Origin of the sequence: Shewanella sp. BF02_Schw, assembly GCF_014596695.2 — a bacterium.
In the GTDB taxonomy this organism is placed as follows: Bacteria; Pseudomonadota; Gammaproteobacteria; order Enterobacterales; family Shewanellaceae; genus Shewanella.
The window spans coordinates 103,767-121,047 of the sequence record NZ_JABKAW020000004.1 but is presented as its reverse complement, the minus strand read 5'-3'; the positions used below and the strand labels follow the sequence as shown (position 1 = coordinate 121,047).

Annotated in this window: 14 protein-coding genes and 1 pseudogene; 10 read left to right on the top strand and 5 right to left on the bottom strand. The window is 42.6% G+C overall.

Going from position 1 to position 17,281, the window contains the following annotated elements:
* Positions 1 to 2 precede the first annotated feature (2 nt).
* Both menC and menE read left to right on the top strand, forming a co-directional pair.
* The gene (menC, locus tag HNW13_RS15785) at positions 3 to 1,097 is read left to right on the top strand and encodes an o-succinylbenzoate synthase (RefSeq protein ID WP_192114015.1); all 1,095 of its coding nucleotides are present in this window, start codon (positions 3 to 5) and stop codon (positions 1,095 to 1,097) included.
* Positions 1,097 to 2,689 carry an o-succinylbenzoate--CoA ligase gene (gene menE, locus HNW13_RS15780; RefSeq protein WP_192114014.1) on the top strand — a complete coding sequence of 531 codons (1,593 nt, stop codon included), beginning with the start codon at positions 1,097 to 1,099 and terminating at the stop codon, positions 2,687 to 2,689. Before menC ends, menE begins: the two co-directional genes overlap by 1 nt.
* 259 nt (positions 2,690 to 2,948) lie before the next feature.
* On the opposite strand, the gene rpoH is transcribed toward menE, so the two are convergent.
* The 4 genes from rpoH to ftsY all read right to left on the bottom strand — a co-directional run bounded on the left by rpoH (position 2,949) and on the right by ftsY (position 7,454).
* Positions 2,949 to 3,806, bottom strand: a complete 858-nt coding sequence (gene rpoH, locus HNW13_RS15775; RefSeq protein ID WP_011635768.1) for an RNA polymerase sigma factor RpoH — start codon at positions 3,804 to 3,806, stop codon at positions 2,949 to 2,951.
* 244 nt (positions 3,807 to 4,050) lie between these two features.
* Positions 4,051 to 5,016, bottom strand: a complete 966-nt coding sequence (ftsX, locus tag HNW13_RS15770) for a permease-like cell division protein FtsX (protein ID WP_101084901.1) — start codon at positions 5,014 to 5,016, stop codon at positions 4,051 to 4,053.
* A complete protein-coding gene (ftsE, locus tag HNW13_RS15765) occupies positions 5,013 to 5,702 on the bottom strand; it encodes a cell division ATP-binding protein FtsE (protein WP_101084900.1) in 690 nt (229 codons plus the stop codon). The genes ftsX and ftsE overlap by 4 nt, the downstream gene beginning before the upstream one ends.
* Before the next feature lie 3 nt (positions 5,703 to 5,705).
* Positions 5,706 to 7,454, bottom strand: coding sequence for a signal recognition particle-docking protein FtsY (ftsY, locus tag HNW13_RS15760; RefSeq protein ID WP_182743351.1), 1,749 nt, complete (start codon positions 7,452 to 7,454; stop codon positions 5,706 to 5,708).
* A gap of 181 nt (positions 7,455 to 7,635) precedes the next feature.
* Here ftsY and rsmD point away from each other — a divergent pair, with 181 nt between their 5' ends.
* Positions 7,636 to 8,235 carry a 16S rRNA (guanine(966)-N(2))-methyltransferase RsmD gene (gene rsmD / locus HNW13_RS15755; RefSeq protein ID WP_182743353.1) on the top strand — a complete coding sequence of 200 codons (600 nt, stop codon included), beginning with the start codon at positions 7,636 to 7,638 and terminating at the stop codon, positions 8,233 to 8,235.
* Positions 8,236 to 8,239: 4 nt separating this feature from the next.
* Complete coding sequence (locus HNW13_RS15750; RefSeq protein WP_101084897.1) at positions 8,240 to 8,539, top strand: DUF1145 domain-containing protein; 300 nt, start codon at positions 8,240 to 8,242, stop codon at positions 8,537 to 8,539.
* 81 nt (positions 8,540 to 8,620) lie between these two features.
* Here the strand turns inward: HNW13_RS15750 and HNW13_RS15745 are convergent, their stop codons facing one another.
* A complete protein-coding gene (locus HNW13_RS15745; protein ID WP_162022081.1) occupies positions 8,621 to 9,184 on the bottom strand; it encodes a NapC/NirT family cytochrome c in 564 nt (187 codons plus the stop codon).
* Between the two features lie 736 nt (positions 9,185 to 9,920).
* Here HNW13_RS15745 and HNW13_RS15740 point away from each other — a divergent pair.
* From HNW13_RS15740 to HNW13_RS15715, 6 genes and pseudogenes are all read left to right on the top strand, one after another.
* Positions 9,921 to 10,691 (top strand): PepSY domain-containing protein, encoded by a 771-nt coding sequence (locus HNW13_RS15740; RefSeq protein ID WP_182743357.1) that lies wholly within the window; start codon positions 9,921 to 9,923, stop codon positions 10,689 to 10,691.
* The gene (locus tag HNW13_RS15735; protein WP_192114013.1) at positions 10,691 to 11,416 is read left to right on the top strand and encodes a PepSY domain-containing protein; all 726 of its coding nucleotides are present in this window, start codon (positions 10,691 to 10,693) and stop codon (positions 11,414 to 11,416) included. Before HNW13_RS15740 ends, HNW13_RS15735 begins: the two co-directional genes overlap by 1 nt.
* A 183-nt stretch (positions 11,417 to 11,599) precedes the next feature.
* Complete coding sequence (locus HNW13_RS15730) at positions 11,600 to 12,046, top strand: CopL family metal-binding regulatory protein (RefSeq protein ID WP_162022078.1); 447 nt, start codon at positions 11,600 to 11,602, stop codon at positions 12,044 to 12,046.
* A 105-nt stretch (positions 12,047 to 12,151) separates the two neighbouring features.
* A pseudogene (locus tag HNW13_RS15725) lies at positions 12,152 to 12,367 on the top strand (heavy metal-binding domain-containing protein); the annotation flags it as partial.
* A gap of 197 nt (positions 12,368 to 12,564) precedes the next feature.
* Entirely contained in the window at positions 12,565 to 14,073 is a 1,509-nt protein-coding gene (locus tag HNW13_RS15720) for an efflux RND transporter periplasmic adaptor subunit (RefSeq protein WP_192114012.1), read from the top strand.
* Positions 14,074 to 14,084: 11 nt separating this feature from the next.
* Positions 14,085 to 17,219 carry a CusA/CzcA family heavy metal efflux RND transporter gene (locus HNW13_RS15715; protein WP_101084892.1) on the top strand — a complete coding sequence of 1,045 codons (3,135 nt, stop codon included), beginning with the start codon at positions 14,085 to 14,087 and terminating at the stop codon, positions 17,217 to 17,219.
* Positions 17,220 to 17,281: the final 62 nt, after the last annotated feature.

Here is a 17,281-nt window from a genome sequence, read left to right as displayed (position 1 = left end):
CAATGTCATCAGATAACTCAACGATAACCAGCTGTACTCTGTATCAATATCAAATTGAGCTCAATCCTAGTTTACCTGTAGGCATACAACGAATTGATTTTCGTAAAGGGTTAGTGCTTGCTATCCAGCTCAATAATCAACAAGTGGCTTGGGTTGAAATTGCCCCATTATCAGGCCTTGATATTGATAGCCAACCAATAACAGGGTTTAGCCAAGAGTCGCTTGATGAGGTGACATCACAACTGTTGTCAATATTACCGAGCTTGATCGATCAACCCTTAGCGATTTTAGCCAATATTGCCGAGCAGATGTCGCTGCCATCATTGGCATTCTCATTGAGCTTATTGGATGCAAAACTAACCCATCGATTGCCTGTTCGCATCGAAAATCCACAGACTCAGTTAGCTGTGGTGCCATTACTTTACGATGGAATGTCAGCACACGTTATTACTCAAAAGTTACAGACACTGACCAGCATCAACAGCGTAAAAATTAAAGTCGCTCAAACCAGTATGGAAAGCGAAATCCAATTTATTTATCAAGTGCTGGCAATCGCACCTCACGTAACATTACGCTTAGATGCTAATCGTGGTTTTAGTCTTGAACAGGCTATCGACTTTTTAGCGTGTTTACCAAAACACAAAATTGAATACATTGAAGAGCCATGTATTAACCCCAGTGATAATGCCCAAATACACCGGCAATTAGGAATAAAATATGCTTTAGATGAGTCATTAAATTCATCTCAATTTGATCTCGATTTAGCATTACAACAACCCGGCTTAGGCGCATTAATTATCAAACCCATGTTATTGGGTTCGCTGGAAAAATTGCAAAACATGATTAGCCAAGCTCATCTTGCTGGTGTGCGCGGTATAGTAAGTTCAAGCTTAGAAGCTGACCTCGGTATCAGCGACTTACGCATAGTGAGCCAGGCACTAACACCAGATGAACCACCAGGCCTTGATACATTAAGCGCCTTTGGCAAACCCTTGCTGTTAGCCACCTCTGGATTATCTCCACGGCTAAATCATCAAGTGTTGCAATTACTGACTCACATCGGCCAACCACAAAGCTCAAGCGAGGCTGATATATAATGATGTCACCTTTGCATCAAGCAGCATTAAATCATCCAGATGCTATTGCTATTGAAAGTAGCCATAAAGCCGTCAATCCGAGCATCACTACTGGTAATAAGACTTGCAACAATACTTGCCCCACGACTCGCGTCAGTTATGCTCAGTTAAGTGGTTTAGTTCACTGCGTAGTGCAACAATTGCAATCACAAGGTGTTAAGCATGGCGATATTGTAGCTTGTGTGTCACACAATAATATTGACATGATTTGCCTATATTGGGCATGCATTGATGCGGGATGGATATTTTTACCTTTGTCACCTCGATTGGCTGATGTGCAGATTAATCAGCTTATCAAACGCTTTGATCTCCAATGGTTATGGACCGATAACGTCAGCAGAAAAACCGCAATTGAGATTGCCTACTGGCTCGATATTGAACTGCCTCAAAAAGTAGATCAACTAAGCAACCAAGCTGTTGAGGTATCACCACATCAAGCTTCCAATATTATTCTCACATCTGGTTCAAGTGGAACACCCAAAGCTGCGGTACATTGCTTAACTAACCATTTGAGCAGCGCCAAAGGGGCTGCAACGTTTATTGCTTTAGCGCCGTCTGACGCTTGGCTATTATCGTTACCACTGTTTCATATTGGTGGGTTGGCCATTATTCATCGTTGCACTTTGGCTGGAGCCTGCATTGTATTGCGAGATCCCGCATTGACACTGGCCGAACAGCTAACAAGTAGCCATATCACCCATGTGTCATTAGTGCCAACCCAGGCGATACAGATACTCCAGCAACATCCCGCGGCGTTTACCAATGTAAGCGCATTACTGTTGGGTGGCGGAGCCATAGAACCGGCTCTTATTGATGCACTACAACACCTGCACATTAATGCTTACACCAGCTATGGTATGACAGAGATGAGCTCGCAAATTACCACCGCTAAAGCCAATTTATTAAGCCATCATGGTTGTCCTTTGCCTTCAAGACAACTGAGGTTAAAAGACGGGGTGATTTGGGTAAAAGGTGAGTGTTTATTTTTAGGCTATTTAACCGACCAGGGGTTAAGCTTGCCATTAGATGATCAAGGTTGGTTTTGTACCCACGACAAAGGACTATTAGATCCAGAAGGACAACTGAGTATTTTAGGCCGCATGGATAACATGTTTATTTGTGGCGGTGAGAACATTCATCCAGAACAACTTGAAGCAGTATTATTAACTCATCCCAATGTCGCGCAAGCGATTGTATTTGCCCTAGACGATACAATTTTTGGCCACTTACCTGCTGCCATTATTGATTATTGTGTCGCAGACAATAGTACTAATGCAATTGAACTCGAAACCGTTAATGCCAATCCAGTTGATTTCGAGACCGTTAACATGGAGGCTGTTGACTTAAAGACTGTTGATTTAAGAGCAATTGATGTCGACAACATTAACCTGCAGCTGAGTCAGTTAGTTGAATCAACACTGGCGCGTTTCAAGCGGCCTAGACAATTTTTTGGTTGGCCAAAAGACGTCGTCACCAGTGGTTTAAAAGTGCCAAGAAAAAGCATCATCAACGCCATTCAAACCCAGATAGACGCAGCAAAAATAGCACCATAATAATATTGATTGCTCAACAACGCTTAACCATCGGTGGCTTCGGGCTTATTTGATGGCACTAAATTCGCTTATTCGAAATTTGCCTATATACGACATTGACTGGCTCTAGAGTGAATGGGTCTGCATTGGATTGCTCTAAGTTCAACATCAATGAGTGCTGATAAAGCTTCGCAGCCAAATTATCAAATTATCAAATTCCAGCCATAAAAAAACCTGCCGTAGCAGGTTTTAATCTATCAAAATCGAATACTCTGGAGTGTTACTCCATACAAGATTTAAGCTTGTTCATGGCATTCTTTTCTAACTGTCTGATTCGCTCAGCAGAGACTTCATAAGTCGATGCAAGTTCCTGCAAAGTCACTTTAGTATCATCTAACCAACGCGCACGTAATATATGCTGACTACGTTCGTCTAAGGTTTTAATGGCCGATAATAAACGTGTTTGAGAGTCTGCTTCCCAATTGGCGTGCTCAACCTGATCCGCCACATCTGAAGAATGATCTTCTAAATATAATGCTGGGGCAAAATCATGATGATCGTCATCGCTGTCATTGGTTAAGTCGAAGGCCGGATCTTGGGCTGCCATCCGTGATTCCATTTCGGTCACATCAGCTTTCGATACGCCTAAATTCTCTGCAACCATGGTCACTTCAGCGTCACTAAACCAACCTAAACGCTTTTTAGACTTACGAATATTAAAGAATAATTTACGCTGTGCTTTCGTGGTAGCTACTTTCACGATACGCCAGTTTTTCAACACGTATTCATGAATTTCAGCTTTAATCCAATGCACAGCAAAAGACACAAGGCGAACACCAACATCGGGATCGAAGCGTTTAACCGCTTTCATCAAGCCAATGTTACCTTCTTGAATAAGATCTGCCTGTGGTAAACCGTATCCTGAATAACCTTTCGCAACATGCACAACAAAACGAAGATGTGACATAATTAATTGCTTTGCCGCTTGTAGGTCGCCATTTTCTTGTAAACGCTTGGCGATGTCGTACTCTGTATCGGCGTCCAGCATATTGATGCTGGTCACAGACTGGATGTACGCTTCTAGGCTACTAGCATTATGCGGAACCGCCAGCGCCATTGATTGCGTTTGATAAGTCATTCGCTCTCCTACTACATTCAAAAATATATTTCAGCTAACTCGGTACGATTATTCTGTACGATGAATAAGGTCTCTTGGTTCACAACACAAGAGAGCTAACTCGATTTAGCCGATAAACTATCAACTATATGACATCATATGTCAAATAAGGTTCTACTAGATGAACATTTTTACCGCAAGGCTATCGCAATGCAAGTGAACAAACGTTCATTATTAAGGCTTAAGCTTCATCATACGCCTGCAATTATGACGGTTCAATGCTACGTAAGTGTTGTCGTACAGATAAATATGAGCCAAACCAGCCTAAGAATGATGCCAATAACACCAGTTTAATCAACTCTGAAAATGTTAATGACTGGATGGTTAATTCACTGCCATATAATCCCAGTAACTCTGCTAAGGCACCATCGAGATACCACACTAACACATTAATAATGAGCCAAGCCAAAATGCCACCGATGACCCCATACCAAATTCCAGTATATAAAAACGGACGTTGAATAAAGGCTTCGGTTGCACCCACTAGCTTCATCACTTCAATTTCGGTTCGACGGTTCATAATCGCAAGCCGAATGGTATTGCCAATAACTAATACCACCGCAAGAACCAGCAAGGCAGCAATAGCCAACACCGTTTTTTCAAGTAATTTAAGTAATGCCTGCAGACGCTCTAACCATTCAATATCTAAACGACCAAAGTTAACTTCGGATTCACGTTCTAATTTTACCAGTAACTCACGCGCCCCTGTGGGACTAGAATACTTAAGCGAAGGCGTTACAGTAACAACTGCAGGTAGTGGGTTTTCATCTAAATATGACAACGCCTCACCAAAACCAGATAAGCGTTGAAACTCTTCTAATGCTTGATCGCGACTAATATAAGTGACCGATTCAACCTCGCGGAATGCTTTGATACGCGACAACAAACTTTGAATGGATTGCTCACTGCGGCCTTTATTAATAAATAACGAAATTTCAGCGGCACTGTTCCAAGATTGAGTGATGTTTTCAGCATTTTTTACCAGTACCTGCAATGCCGCCGGTAAACTTAAACTCACGCCCAATACTGCCATGGTCATAATGGATGAAACAGGGCTGCGCCAAAGTTCGCCCATACTCGACATGCCTTGTTGCACATGGCGAATAAAAAACATCACAATACGACCGCTTAAAGGTAATTTACTCTGAGTAATATTCACTTTTTTACTCATCGTATTGTCTCCCCACCAGCAGTAGAACGTTCTCCACCGAGCATACGTCCTTCACGCAGAGTAAAAGTGCGATATTTCATGCGCGCAATAAGGCCTAAATCATGGGTGGCAATTAGCACGCTAGTACCCGAGTCATTAAAGGCTTCGAATAAGCGTAAAATATCCATCGATAATTTAGGGTCTAAGTTACCCGTAGGTTCATCGGCCAACAACAGTGGTGGCTTGTTAACAATAGCGCGGGCAATGCCGACTCGTTGTTGTTCACCACCCGACAGCATTATCGGCAAATGCCGTTCTTTGCCATATAAACCCACCATGTCGAGTGCGCCAGCAACACGCTTACGAATTTCGCCATGGGTGAAACCTTCGATCACTAACGGCAAGGCAATATTGTCAAATACGGTTTTATCCATCAACAAGTGATGATTTTGGAAGATCACCCCAATATTGCGACGTAAATAGGGCACATGTTTTGGCCCTACATTGGCAATGTTATGCCCATTAATAGACACCTTACCTGCCGTAGCACGTTCAATAACCGTAATGAGTTTGAGCAAGGTACTTTTACCCGCACCAGAATGGCCGGTTAAAAAAGCCATTTCACCTTGTCGAAGGTGAAAGTTGACATCCATAAGGGCCTTTTGGCCTCCAGCATAGATTTTACTGACCTGCTCAAATTGGATCATAAATTATTGGTCCGTTTTATCCTGGCTAAATAATGCTTCAATGAAGTCATTGGAGTTAAAAGTACGCAAATCATCAATTTGCTCACCGACACCAATATGACGAATAGGAATAGAAAACTTATCGGCAATCGCAAAAATCACCCCACCTTTGGCGGTACCATCTAATTTACTGATGGTAATCCCCGTCACGCCAACCGCCTCTTTAAACAACTGTGCTTGGCTAATAGCATTCTGGCCAGTGCTGGCATCTAACGTTAGCATGACTTCATGAGGCGAATCTGGGTCGAGTTTTTTCATCACTCGCACGACCTTCTTTAACTCTTCCATTAAGTGACTTTTGTTTTGCAAACGTCCTGCTGTATCAGCAATTAATACGTCTACTTTGCGTGCTTTAGCGGCTTGCAAGGCATCAAATATGACTGAAGCACTGTCTGCGCCAGTATGTTGGGCCACGACCGGAATATTATTGCGTTGTCCCCACACTTGTAACTGCTCAACGGCTGCTGCGCGGAAGGTATCACCGGCTGCTAACATGACAGATTTACCCTGGCTTTGGTACTGTTTAGCCAGTTTACCTATCGTGGTGGTTTTACCCACACCATTGACACCAATCATAAGAATGACAAACGGGCCATTGGCGTTATCGGGAACTAAAGGAATGGCTACCGGATCGAGCATTTTTTGCATTTCTTCACGCATTAAATCATAAAGTGCTTCTGCATCTTTAAGTTGCTTACGTGATGCATGCTCGGTCAGGCTTTTAATTAATTTATTGGTGGTTTCGACACCCACATCAGCGATTAACAATTGTTCTTCGAGTTCTTCAAATAACTCATCATTAATTTTTTTACCGCGGAATAAGCCAATGAAACCAGAACCAATATTCTCGCTGGTGCGCATTAAGCCACGTTTTAAGCGGGCAAACATACCCTCTTTTTGAGGTTTAGCTTGCGGTTCATCTTGTTGTGCTAACTCAATAGACTCTATCGGTGCTTGTTGCTCGGCAGCCTGTTGTTCTGCTAAATGCTGCTCTGCTAATTGCTGTGCGGCTGGTTCTGTAGCTAAAGCTTCGGTTGCTAAGGCTTCAGCTGCTAACGTTTCTGCAGCAATACGTTCAGCACCGACACGGGCTTGTTCTGCTCGTTCATTGTCGATACGCTCTTGCTCAAGACGCTGCGTTTCTAGATGAAGCTGTTCAAGACGAATCTGTTCAGCACGTTCGGCTTCTAAACGTTCAGTTTCTAAACGCTGAATCTCTTGTGCTTGCTTTTGTTGCTCAGCCTGCTCAGCGGCTAGCTTTTCTGCAGCAATACGCTCAGCATCGATACGGGCTTGTTCTACTCGTTCACTGTCGACACGCTCTTGCTCAAGACGCTTATTTTCTAGATCAAGCTGTTCAGCACGCTCAGCCTCTGCACGTTGAGTCTCTTGCGCTTGCTTTTGTTGCTCTGCCTGCTCAACGGCTAGCTTTTCTGAAGTTAAAACATCAGCAGCTAACTTATCCGCGGCAATACGCCCAGTGTCGATATGCGCTTGTTCTGCGCGTTCGCTTTCGAGACGTTCTTGCTCAAAACGCTCAACGTCTAGACGCGCTGTTGCTTCAGTTTGCTTTTGCAGCTCAGCTTGTTGGGTTTGGTCAGCAGACTCTGTTGCAACTTCATTTTCCGCATCAATATCGAGTTGTTGCTGTTCTTCAACTTCAGGGACGGGCTTATCTTTACGAAACCAGGAAAAAAAACCTTTCTTTGCCATGTTTGCTACCAGTATTTATATGCTTAAAAATTCAGTTGAAGCCGTTTGTTGCATCTCTAACCAGTAAAATGATGAATACTCACATTTAATCACAAGTTTGATATAAAATAACGGCGGTTCAGATTGTGGCATAGTCTACCACTTTCTATTTTCTTTGTTCAGGCAAAATCACGAGGGTGAGATGGCTAAAAAAAATACCAGCAGCGGTCAGGTGCGGATTATTTCAGGTCAATGGCGATCTCGTAAGCTACCGATCCATGATCTTGAAGGTTTACGCCCAACAACTGATCGCGTTCGCGAGACCTTATTTAATTGGCTTGCCAACGATATCCGTGGTGCCAGAGTACTCGATTGCTTTGCCGGCAGCGGTGCTTTATGCCTTGAAGCTTTATCTCGTTATGCCAGTTTTGCTACCATAATTGAACTGCAAAAAAATGCTGCTAATCAGTTGAAACAAAACCTTGCCACCCTGCAATGTCAAAATGCACAGGTTATTAATGCCGACAGTTTACAAGTGCTTGCTAAAGGCACACCCAGTGGTTTTGATATTGTGTTTATCGATCCACCATTTCGTAAAGATTTAGTAAACAAAACCATTGAGTTATTGATGCAACATCAATGGTTAAACCCCAATGCACAAATTTATCTCGAAACCGAATCAGAATTAACCTCAGTCAATGTGCCAGCAACCTGGGTTGCCTTAAAAGAAAAAAAGGCAGGTCAAGTATGTTATCGACTGTACCAATATCAGCCGAACAATACCGAATTATCGGCCGATTAAGTTAATGCCTATATCAATACACGATATTATATTAATTGGTAAAACGGCCACTTTGTCGATGTGGTGTTTGGTGGCTTACGGCTTGTTTATTTTCAGCCCTGATGTATCGCTGTTTATTAATACGTTTGCCTTTATCACCGCGGCAATGCACATGTTATTTGTGCTACTCACACGCTTAAAAAATTTCCGAAACAGTATACCTGCGGCACATTATCGGGCGATTTTGCTGTGGGGAGTATTTGCACTATTTGAGCAACATCATTCACAGTACGCTAGCCCGCTTGTTAACCGCAGCAACAAATAATAAAAATGACGATTATCTGAGACATTGGCATAAAAAAACCTCGTTATTTAACGAGGTTTTTTAGTTAACAACATCGGCACATTACTTTTTAGGGTAAGGATGCGCGACACCTTTATGACAATCGACACAGGTCTTTCTGTCTTCTGGTGCTTTTTTAAAGTTCATACTGTGCATTCTTACGGCCATTTTCTTCATCGTATCAGGCTGATCTTCATAAATACGAGTGTGGCAATGCTGACAGTTAGCCGAATCATTACTGCGGAAGTATTCTAATGCTAAATCAGCTTGTTCTTTACGGTTTTCATCTAACCATTCTTGCGTCATAAAGCCATCAATGGTCATCAAGCCAATAATGTCCTTAGAAACAATGATTTTTTTAACTAAATAATCAAATGGGCCATGTGGTAAGTGACAATCTTGACATTGTACTGTGACACCTGCTCTACCACCACCATGGGCTGACGCCATAACCTCTTCTCTTAACGAGTGGTCACGGTGACATGTCATACAAAAAGCATCGCTACTTGTTGCATGTAAAGTTTGTTGTGTTGCGAAATAACCTACGACACCCACAATTACACCAACCACAATAAGGGCAATAATCGAGTACTTCGCGCTTGGTTTAAATAGTGCACGCCAGTTCATTGTTCAATCTCCGTAATAGCAAAAAAGGAATTTCTAATATTTATAAGTCTAGTTTAGGATTATTCGAAATTATAAAATTGATTTTAGTCGCCATTTTGAGAATTGTTTATCTAAAATATGTCTAAAATGCGAGCTAGATCTCGACTTTTGCATATGCCGTACCGAAATAATGATCAATTACTGGATCAGGTCAACGAAGTGGCCAATAAAGGTAACGTCGAGTAAAAGAGTGAACTTGTCAGTGTCCAAATTTGTTTTTGATTTTAAATTTGATTTTAAATTTGATTTTGAATTTGATTTTGAATTTAAGTATTTGCCTTCACCCTTCACTAGTGGCTAACAACACTGAAGAGCAAAAATTAACAACAGCGGTGGTAGATAAAGGCAGGAGATAACATTTATCTCCTGCCAAATATTAGTGAAACAATTACTCACTGCCCGCTAATTGATTCGGCGTTAGCGCTGACGACTAATGTTGAGTGTGATGCGACTCCATTGCAGGCATCGCATTGTTAGCCACTAATTGCATGCTAGTGATGCTATTGATGCTATTAGTGCTAGTAATGCTATTGGCGTCCGTTGACAGCTCTGCTTTAACTTCACGATTAACATAAATTGCTGCAAACTATGAGTTACTTAACAGATAATGGTATCTCGATGGTCATTTATAGCTTGATTTACTAGCCTAAAACACTTTCTAACTAAACCAATAATAAAAATAATAAGGTTAATTTGAATGCATAAAACCGCAAGAACACTCCATAAATGGTTGATGCTGTTTCTCGGGCTACAGTTTGTGATTTGGTCAGTAACAGGAACATATATGGTGTTTATGCATATTGACTATATTCATGGGGATTCGCTCATCAGTAACCCCCAAACAAAAATCAATACCGATAAAATGCAGTATTCATTGACAAAACTGTTACAAACTTATCCTGAAGCAGAGCAAATAAGTGTCGGTAAACTGATGCAACAAGACGTATACCGCTTCTCTATCACGACCATAAATACGACTATAAATGCGACCATAAAATCGACTCAGCAGGTACTGCTAAATGCGCAAACAGGTGAACGTTTATCGCCACTTAATCAAACGGCAGCCATAGCATTAGCGCAATATTATTACCTTGGTAATGAGCCCATTAGCGAAGTGAGTTTACTGACTGATAACCCACCTTTTGAACTCAGTGCTCGTCACTTACCGGCGTGGCGAATTAATTTCGACCACTTTTCCGCACCATCACTTTATATCTCAGCTGACAGTGGATTATTAGTAGGCAAGCGCCATGCATTTTGGCGTTTATTCGACTGGGTGTTTCGTTTTCATGTGATGGATTATGGCGATGCTGAAGAAATCGATAACCAATTATTATTCTGGATAGCGTTGTTCTCAACTTTAGCTACCGTTAGCGGGTTAATATTAGTGTATTTCAGGGTATTACGTCGTACTAAAAACAAACGTAAGCCTATGTTGAGCAAGCGTAAACACAGTGGGGTTGCCTAATGTTTTGGGTCAGAAAACTGCATAAATGGGCATCAGTCATTGTAGGGGTTCAGTTACTCCTTTGGTTAATCAGCGGGCTGTATTTTAATCTTATGGATCACAATAAAGCCCAAGGACTTACCCACCTTAACGACACTCACACTGAAGTGGTAATAGAGACTCATCGTTTGCGTGAACCTAGTACTATTCTGGCCGCCTTTAAACCTAGCGTATCGCTTAACATCATTAATTTATTAGATAAACCTTACTACCTATTAACCCATGAAAAAGGCTTATACAATCATCTTAACAATGACTACACCTTGGTTGATGCTTATGACGGTAACCAAGTAATAATTAATACCACTATGGCGCAACAGTTGGCCAAAGCATCTTACTCTGGAGAGGCTGTAATAAGTTCAACTCTCTTACTCACTCCGCCATTGGACGACTTTCCAAAACAGCGCAATGACACTTGGCAGATAAATTTCGCCGATAATATTGGCACCAGTGTTTATATTGAAGCACAGTCGGGTCGACTCGTCGGCCACAGTGATGAACATACACGTTTAGCCGATATATTTTTTATGCTGCACTTTATGGATTACACCAGTGAAGGCAGCTTTAATAACATCCCTATCAAGATTTTTGCGTTTATAACGTTATGGTTAACCTTTAGTGGATTAATTTGGGTGATTGATATGCTTAAGCGCAACAGGTATCGGCCCAAACTAAAGCGCAAATAATGGCGATTTAAACGTAAGTTGACCCTAAATTAATGAAATGGAATGTGTATCACACGATACTGATCATAAAAGCGTTATCATCATTTTCAGATTAATAAATTTAATCTGTTATTACTTGAAAGATTTTTACTTAAGTAAAGGTCTGTTAAGCTAACCCCTAATAAACGACTTGGTTAAGGCTAAATGAGAGCAAAGCAGTCAAACTATTGGATCATCGTAATCACTTTGTTCGCACTTGTCGGACAGGGGTTGCTGACTAATGACAGTTTGATGGTGCCAATGGCCCATGCAGAAATGGCTCAAGCAATGTCCGCTCAAACCGACAAAACAACCAACACCACATCAGCCATGTCGCATAAGGCAATGAAGAATTGCCACGATAATATGCAAAATATCGTCAATGATATGGATGAACCTATTGCCGCAAAGTTACCGCAAACCAGCTGTTGTAATGGTTCCGGATTTTGCAGCTTGGATTGTAACCACTGTTTGACTATTTCGTTTACTGCCAACCTAATTGATATTCCATTGGCAACGACCAGTATTCCCGTTTACTCTGCACCGCTTGCGATGGTTGTTAACCATGTGTCAATCGCATTCCCTCCTGCGTTCCGCCCTCCTATCGCTTAATTCAATTGATCATTCTTGTGCGTTAAGCACATTCAATACTATTGTTTTTTAGCGTTTATCATCATGCCGGTTATCAGTATTGTCATGATGAATATCGAGGTTATTATGAAAAAATTGCCATTTTTTAATGTGCTATTAAGCGCATTCGTTGGGGTCATCATCCCCGCAGCTCTGACATCAACGGTTGCTTATGGCGCAGAGCACGATCATGCCCAGCATCAGTCGCAAGCCAGTAAAACCTATACCTGCCCGATGCACCCTGAAGTGATCAGCGATAAAGAGGGAACCTGTCCCGTCTGTAATATGTTTCTCGTCGTCAAAGATGAGCAACAAGAGTCCAGTGCTGGCGACACTCAACATCCAATGGCTAACATGCATGGCGCTATTCAAAAAGAACCAAGCCTAGCAGACAAGTTTAATTGATCATTCTTGTGTGTTGAGCACATTCAACATTATTGTTTTTAGCGTTTATCATCATGGCAATCGTCAGTATTGTCATGATGAATATCGAGGTTGTTATGAAAAAATTCCCACTTTCTAGTGTGCTATTAGGCGCGTTTGTTGGGGTAATGATCCCCGCGGCTTTCACATCACCTGTCGCTTATGGCGCAGAGCACGATCATGCCCAGCATCAGTCACAAGCCAGTAAAACCTATACTTGCCCGATGCACCCTGAAGTGATCAGTGATAAAGAGGGAACCTGCCCCATCTGTAATATGTTTCTCGTCGTCAAAGAGGAGGAAGAAGAGTCCACCGTTGACGGCACTCAAGATCCAATGGCAAACATGCAAAGTGCGACTCCTGTAAAACAAAGCCAAGCAGATAAGGTGTTTAGCCAACCTAAACCTACATTAGTGCCGACAGCAAATCAGAGCGATAGCACCAATGTAAAATATGTCTGTCCAATGCATCCACATGTAGTGTCCGATGCTCCTGGTACCTGCCCTATTTGCGGGATGAATCTAGAGAAGGTCACCGTTACCGATGCAAGCCAAGAAATTGTTGTCGGTGTTTCTGGCGGGATGCAACAAGCTTTGGGTATGCGAAGCCATGTAGTTGAAAAGACCAGTTTGTCGCGCCAAGTGAATACCATAGGCACAGTGCAATATAATGAAAATGCGATTGGCCATGTGCATACACGCGCAACCGGATGGATCGAAACGCTCACGGTACATAACGTGGGACAACAGATAAAAAAGGGCCAACTTTTATATGAGCTTTACTCGCCCGAACTCGTCAATGCCCAAGACGACTATTCCCAAGCTCAAGACTACCTTTTGCAAGATAAAAAACGAGGTAGCAGTTTATTACTTAAAGCACGTAAACGCTTAGAGTTGCTTGGCGTCGATACCTCGATAATTGATCGTTTAGAAAAAACCGGTGAAACCATTTTTAAAGTGCCTTTTTATGCCCCACAAGATGGCTTTATCAGTAAGCTAACCGTGCGTGATGGCATGTATATTCAGCCTGGAGATACCTTGTTTGAAATCGTTAATTTAGACAGTGTATGGGTCATTGCTGATGTATTTGAAAATGAACAAAGCTGGCTACAACAAGGCCGTAAAGTCAGTGTTAGCGCTGCAGCACAAGGGCTGTTTGATATTGACTCGACAATTGACTATATCTACCCAGAATTAGACCCTGTCACCCGAGCGATGCGGGTGCGGATCAAGCTTAACAATCATAACGACAAACTCAGACCAGGCAGTTTAGTTGATGTGACCTTATTTGGTCTGCCTAAGAATAATGTGCTCACGGTACCAACTGAAGCACTGATCCTTACTGGACGTGAAAACCGTGTGGTGGTGCAACGCAGTGATACCAGCTTTGCTTCCGTGCCAGTCAAAATTGGTATGATGGCAGACGGTAGAGCCGAAATCTTAGAAGGACTGAATGAACATGACAAAGTGGTTATTTCAGGGCAGTTCTTATTGGACTCAGAAGCCAGTATTCAAGGCAGTTTACAGCGTTTAAGTAATGCTCCAACGACCAAAGAATCAACCACTACCGATGCTCACCAGCACTAAGGAGCACGACAATGTTAGCAAAAATTATCAGTGCTTCAATAAAGCAACGCGTTATGGTGTTGATACTCACGGCCGTTATCGCGTTAGTGGGTTATCAAGCCATGCGCATGACCCCACTGGACGCGCTACCTGATTTATCAGACGTACAAGTTATTGTAAAAACCTCTTACCCAGGCCAGGCACCGCAATTAGTTGAAGACCAAATTACCTATCCATTGTCATCGGCCATGCTGGCCGTGCCGGGAGCCAAAACAGTACGTGGCTTTTCAATGTTTGGTGACTCGTTTGTGTATGTCATTTTTGAAGATGGCACCGATATCTATTGGGCGCGTTCACGGGTGCTTGAATATTTATCGCAAACCCAAGACCAACTGCCAGCCGGTGTCACACCCAGTATTGGCCCAGATGCATCGGGAGTGGGTTGGATTTTCCAATATGCCTTAGTCGATCGCAATGGACAGTATGATTTAGCCCAACTGCGTTCATTACAAGATTGGTTTTTAAAACTAGAATTACAAAGTGTTGCCGGGGTATCAGAAGTTGCCACTGTTGGCGGGATGGAACAAACATATCAAGTGGTCGTCGACCCACATAAGCTAGCACTGTATAAAATCGACTTAATGACCATTAAAAACGCCTTAGATAATTCCAATAGCTCGACAGGCGGCTCGGTGATTGAAATGGCCGAAGCAGAATACATGATCACTTCAAGTGGTTATCGCCAAACCATTGCCGACTTTGCTGAAATCCCACTGGGCATTTTATCGGAAACTGGTACGCCGGTATTAATGAAAGACGTTGCCCAACTACGAACCGGCCCAGCGGCGCGTCGTGGTATTGCCGAACTCGATGGTAAAGGCGAAGTTGTCGGCGGTATTGTGGTGATGCGCTATGGTGAAAATGCTCTTGAAACCATTAATAATGTTAAGCAAAAACTCAAGGAAATCAGTAATGGATTACCTGATGGGGTCGAATTAGTCACCACTTATGATCGCTCAGAGTTAATCTTACGCTCAGTCGATAACCTTAAGCATAAAGTGCTAGAAGAAATGCTGGTTGTCGGACTTATTTGTCTACTATTTTTACTGCATGCACGCTCAACGTTAGTCGCGATAATCACCTTACCTATTTCGATTTTAGTCAGCTTTATCGCCATGAATATCATTGGTGTCAATGCCAATATTATGAGCTTAGGCGGTATTGCCATTGCCATAGGAGCGGTGGTTGATGCGTCAATTGTGATGGTCGAAAATACCCATAAACATTTGGAACATTATCGCCAAAAACACGGTAAAGCTCCTGAGGGAGAAGATCATTGGCAACTCGTCAGAGAAGCCTCTATTGAGGTCGGCCCTGCATTATTTTTCAGCTTGTTGATTATCACTTTAAGCTTTACGCCGGTATTTGCCCTTGAAGCACAAGAAGGGCGTTTATTCCACCCGCTAGCCTTTACCAAAACCTTCGCTATGGCGGCATCTGCCATTTTAGCAATCACCTTAATTCCGGTGTTAATGGGTTATTTTGTCCGCGGAAAAATCCCTGATGAGCGTAAAAACCCCATTAGCCGAGTATTAATTGCCATATACCAACCATTGTTAAAATGGGTACTGCATTTTCCTAAAATCACCATCGGATTAGCCATCATTGTGCTATTCAGTGCTTACTACCCATTAAGCCAAATGGGCTCAGAGTTTATGCCCACCTTAGAAGAAGGTGACCTACTTTATATGCCCACCACGCTACCCAGTGTAAGTGCAGGCAAAGCAGCAGAAATATTGCAACAAACTGACCGACTGATAAAAACAGTACCCGAAGTGAAACGAGTATTTGGCAAAGTGGGCCGGGCCATGACAGCAACAGACCCTGCGCCGCTAACAATGCTAGAAACCACCATCATGCTCAAACCGCCTGGCGAATGGCGTGAAGGCGTAACCTTAGAGAGCATTATTGCTGAACTGCAAAAAACCGTGCGTATACCAGGGATGACCAATGCTTGGGTGCAACCGATTAAAACCCGTATCGATATGCTATCTACCGGCGTGAGAACCCCTGTCGGCATAAAAATATCGGGCGCAAATGTTGAAGAACTACAACGTATTGGTGCAGAAATAGAAGCGGTAGTAAACCAATTACCGGGAACTGAGTCGGCATTTTCACAGCGCAGTAGCGGCGGCCGCTATATTGATATCACACCAGACCTTAAAAATGCTGCACGTTATGGCATGACCTTAAAAGATATCCAAGATGTGGTAAAAATTGCCATTGGCGGCATGACCGTTGGTGAATCAATACAAGGTCAAGAACGCTATCCAATCAATATCCGTTACCCGCGAGAGTTACGTGACAACATCGAGAAACTCAGAAATTTACCGGTACTGACTAAAACGGGTAAGTACTTACCGTTAAGTTATTTAGCCGAACTGAAAATCACCGATGGCGCCCCAATGCTAGCCAGTGAAAATGGTCGCCTTATCTCGTGGGTGTTTGTCGATCTAAAAGACATTTCTATCGGTGAATATATCGTTGCAGCAGAAAAGGCACTTAAACAACAAATCACTCTTCCTCCACGCTACAACTATAGTTTTGCTGGACAATACGAGTATATGCAACGCGTAGACGCCAAAATGAAAATGGTGATCCCATTAATGATCGCGGTGATTTTTATGTTGCTGATGATGACTTTCAATTCAGTAATACAAGCATCGGTGATCATGTTAAGTTTACCTTTCTCATTGGTGGGTAGTGCATGGTTACTTTATGGGCTGGACTTTAATTTTTCAGTTGCCGTATCTGTCGGCATGATTGCCTTAGCTGGGGTTGCCGCAGAGTTTGGCGTGGTGATGCAGGTGTACCTTAATAATAGTATTAAGGCCTATAAAGAAGCCGACAACTACCACAGTAAAGCGGATTTAACGGCTGCATTAGTGGAAGGTGCAGTGATGCGAATTCGCCCTAAAGCCATGACCGTCGCAACCATCTTTTTTGGTTTACTGCCGATCATGTGGGGCAGCGGTACGGGTAATGAAGTGATGCAAAAAATTGCTGCACCTATGGTCGGCGGTATGGTCACGGCGCCGCTACTGTCGCTATTTGTTATCCCAGCAATTTACTTACTCATATACGGCCGCAAGTTGCCCAAGCAATAATTCACTTAAATTTATTTACTTTTTATCTCTATAAATAAAAAATCCCAAACGATTAATCGCTT

Excerpts from the sequence above, each read along its gene's own strand:
- menE (WP_192114014.1), top strand. The coding sequence starts at position 1,097 with ATGATGTCACCTTTGCATCAAGCAGCATTAAATCATCCAGATGCTATT.
- ftsX (WP_101084901.1), bottom strand. The coding sequence starts at position 5,016 with ATGAGTAAAAAAGTGAATATTACTCAGAGTAAATTACCTTTAAGCGGT.
- HNW13_RS15745 (WP_162022081.1), bottom strand. The coding sequence starts at position 9,184 with ATGAACTGGCGTGCACTATTTAAACCAAGCGCGAAGTACTCGATTATT.
- ftsE (WP_101084900.1), bottom strand. The coding sequence starts at position 5,702 with ATGATCCAATTTGAGCAGGTCAGTAAAATCTATGCTGGAGGCCAAAAG.
- HNW13_RS15720 (WP_192114012.1), top strand. The coding sequence starts at position 12,565 with ATGAAAAAATTCCCACTTTCTAGTGTGCTATTAGGCGCGTTTGTTGGG.
- menC (WP_192114015.1), top strand. The coding sequence starts at position 3 with ATGTCATCAGATAACTCAACGATAACCAGCTGTACTCTGTATCAATAT.
- ftsY (WP_182743351.1), bottom strand. The coding sequence starts at position 7,454 with ATGGCAAAGAAAGGTTTTTTTTCCTGGTTTCGTAAAGATAAGCCCGTC.
- rsmD (WP_182743353.1), top strand. The coding sequence starts at position 7,636 with ATGGCTAAAAAAAATACCAGCAGCGGTCAGGTGCGGATTATTTCAGGT.
- rpoH (WP_011635768.1), bottom strand. The coding sequence starts at position 3,806 with ATGACTTATCAAACGCAATCAATGGCGCTGGCGGTTCCGCATAATGCT.
- HNW13_RS15730 (WP_162022078.1), top strand. The coding sequence starts at position 11,600 with ATGAGAGCAAAGCAGTCAAACTATTGGATCATCGTAATCACTTTGTTC.
- HNW13_RS15715 (WP_101084892.1), top strand. The coding sequence starts at position 14,085 with ATGTTAGCAAAAATTATCAGTGCTTCAATAAAGCAACGCGTTATGGTG.
- HNW13_RS15750 (WP_101084897.1), top strand. The coding sequence starts at position 8,240 with ATGCCTATATCAATACACGATATTATATTAATTGGTAAAACGGCCACT.
- HNW13_RS15735 (WP_192114013.1), top strand. The coding sequence starts at position 10,691 with ATGTTTTGGGTCAGAAAACTGCATAAATGGGCATCAGTCATTGTAGGG.
- HNW13_RS15740 (WP_182743357.1), top strand. The coding sequence starts at position 9,921 with ATGCATAAAACCGCAAGAACACTCCATAAATGGTTGATGCTGTTTCTC.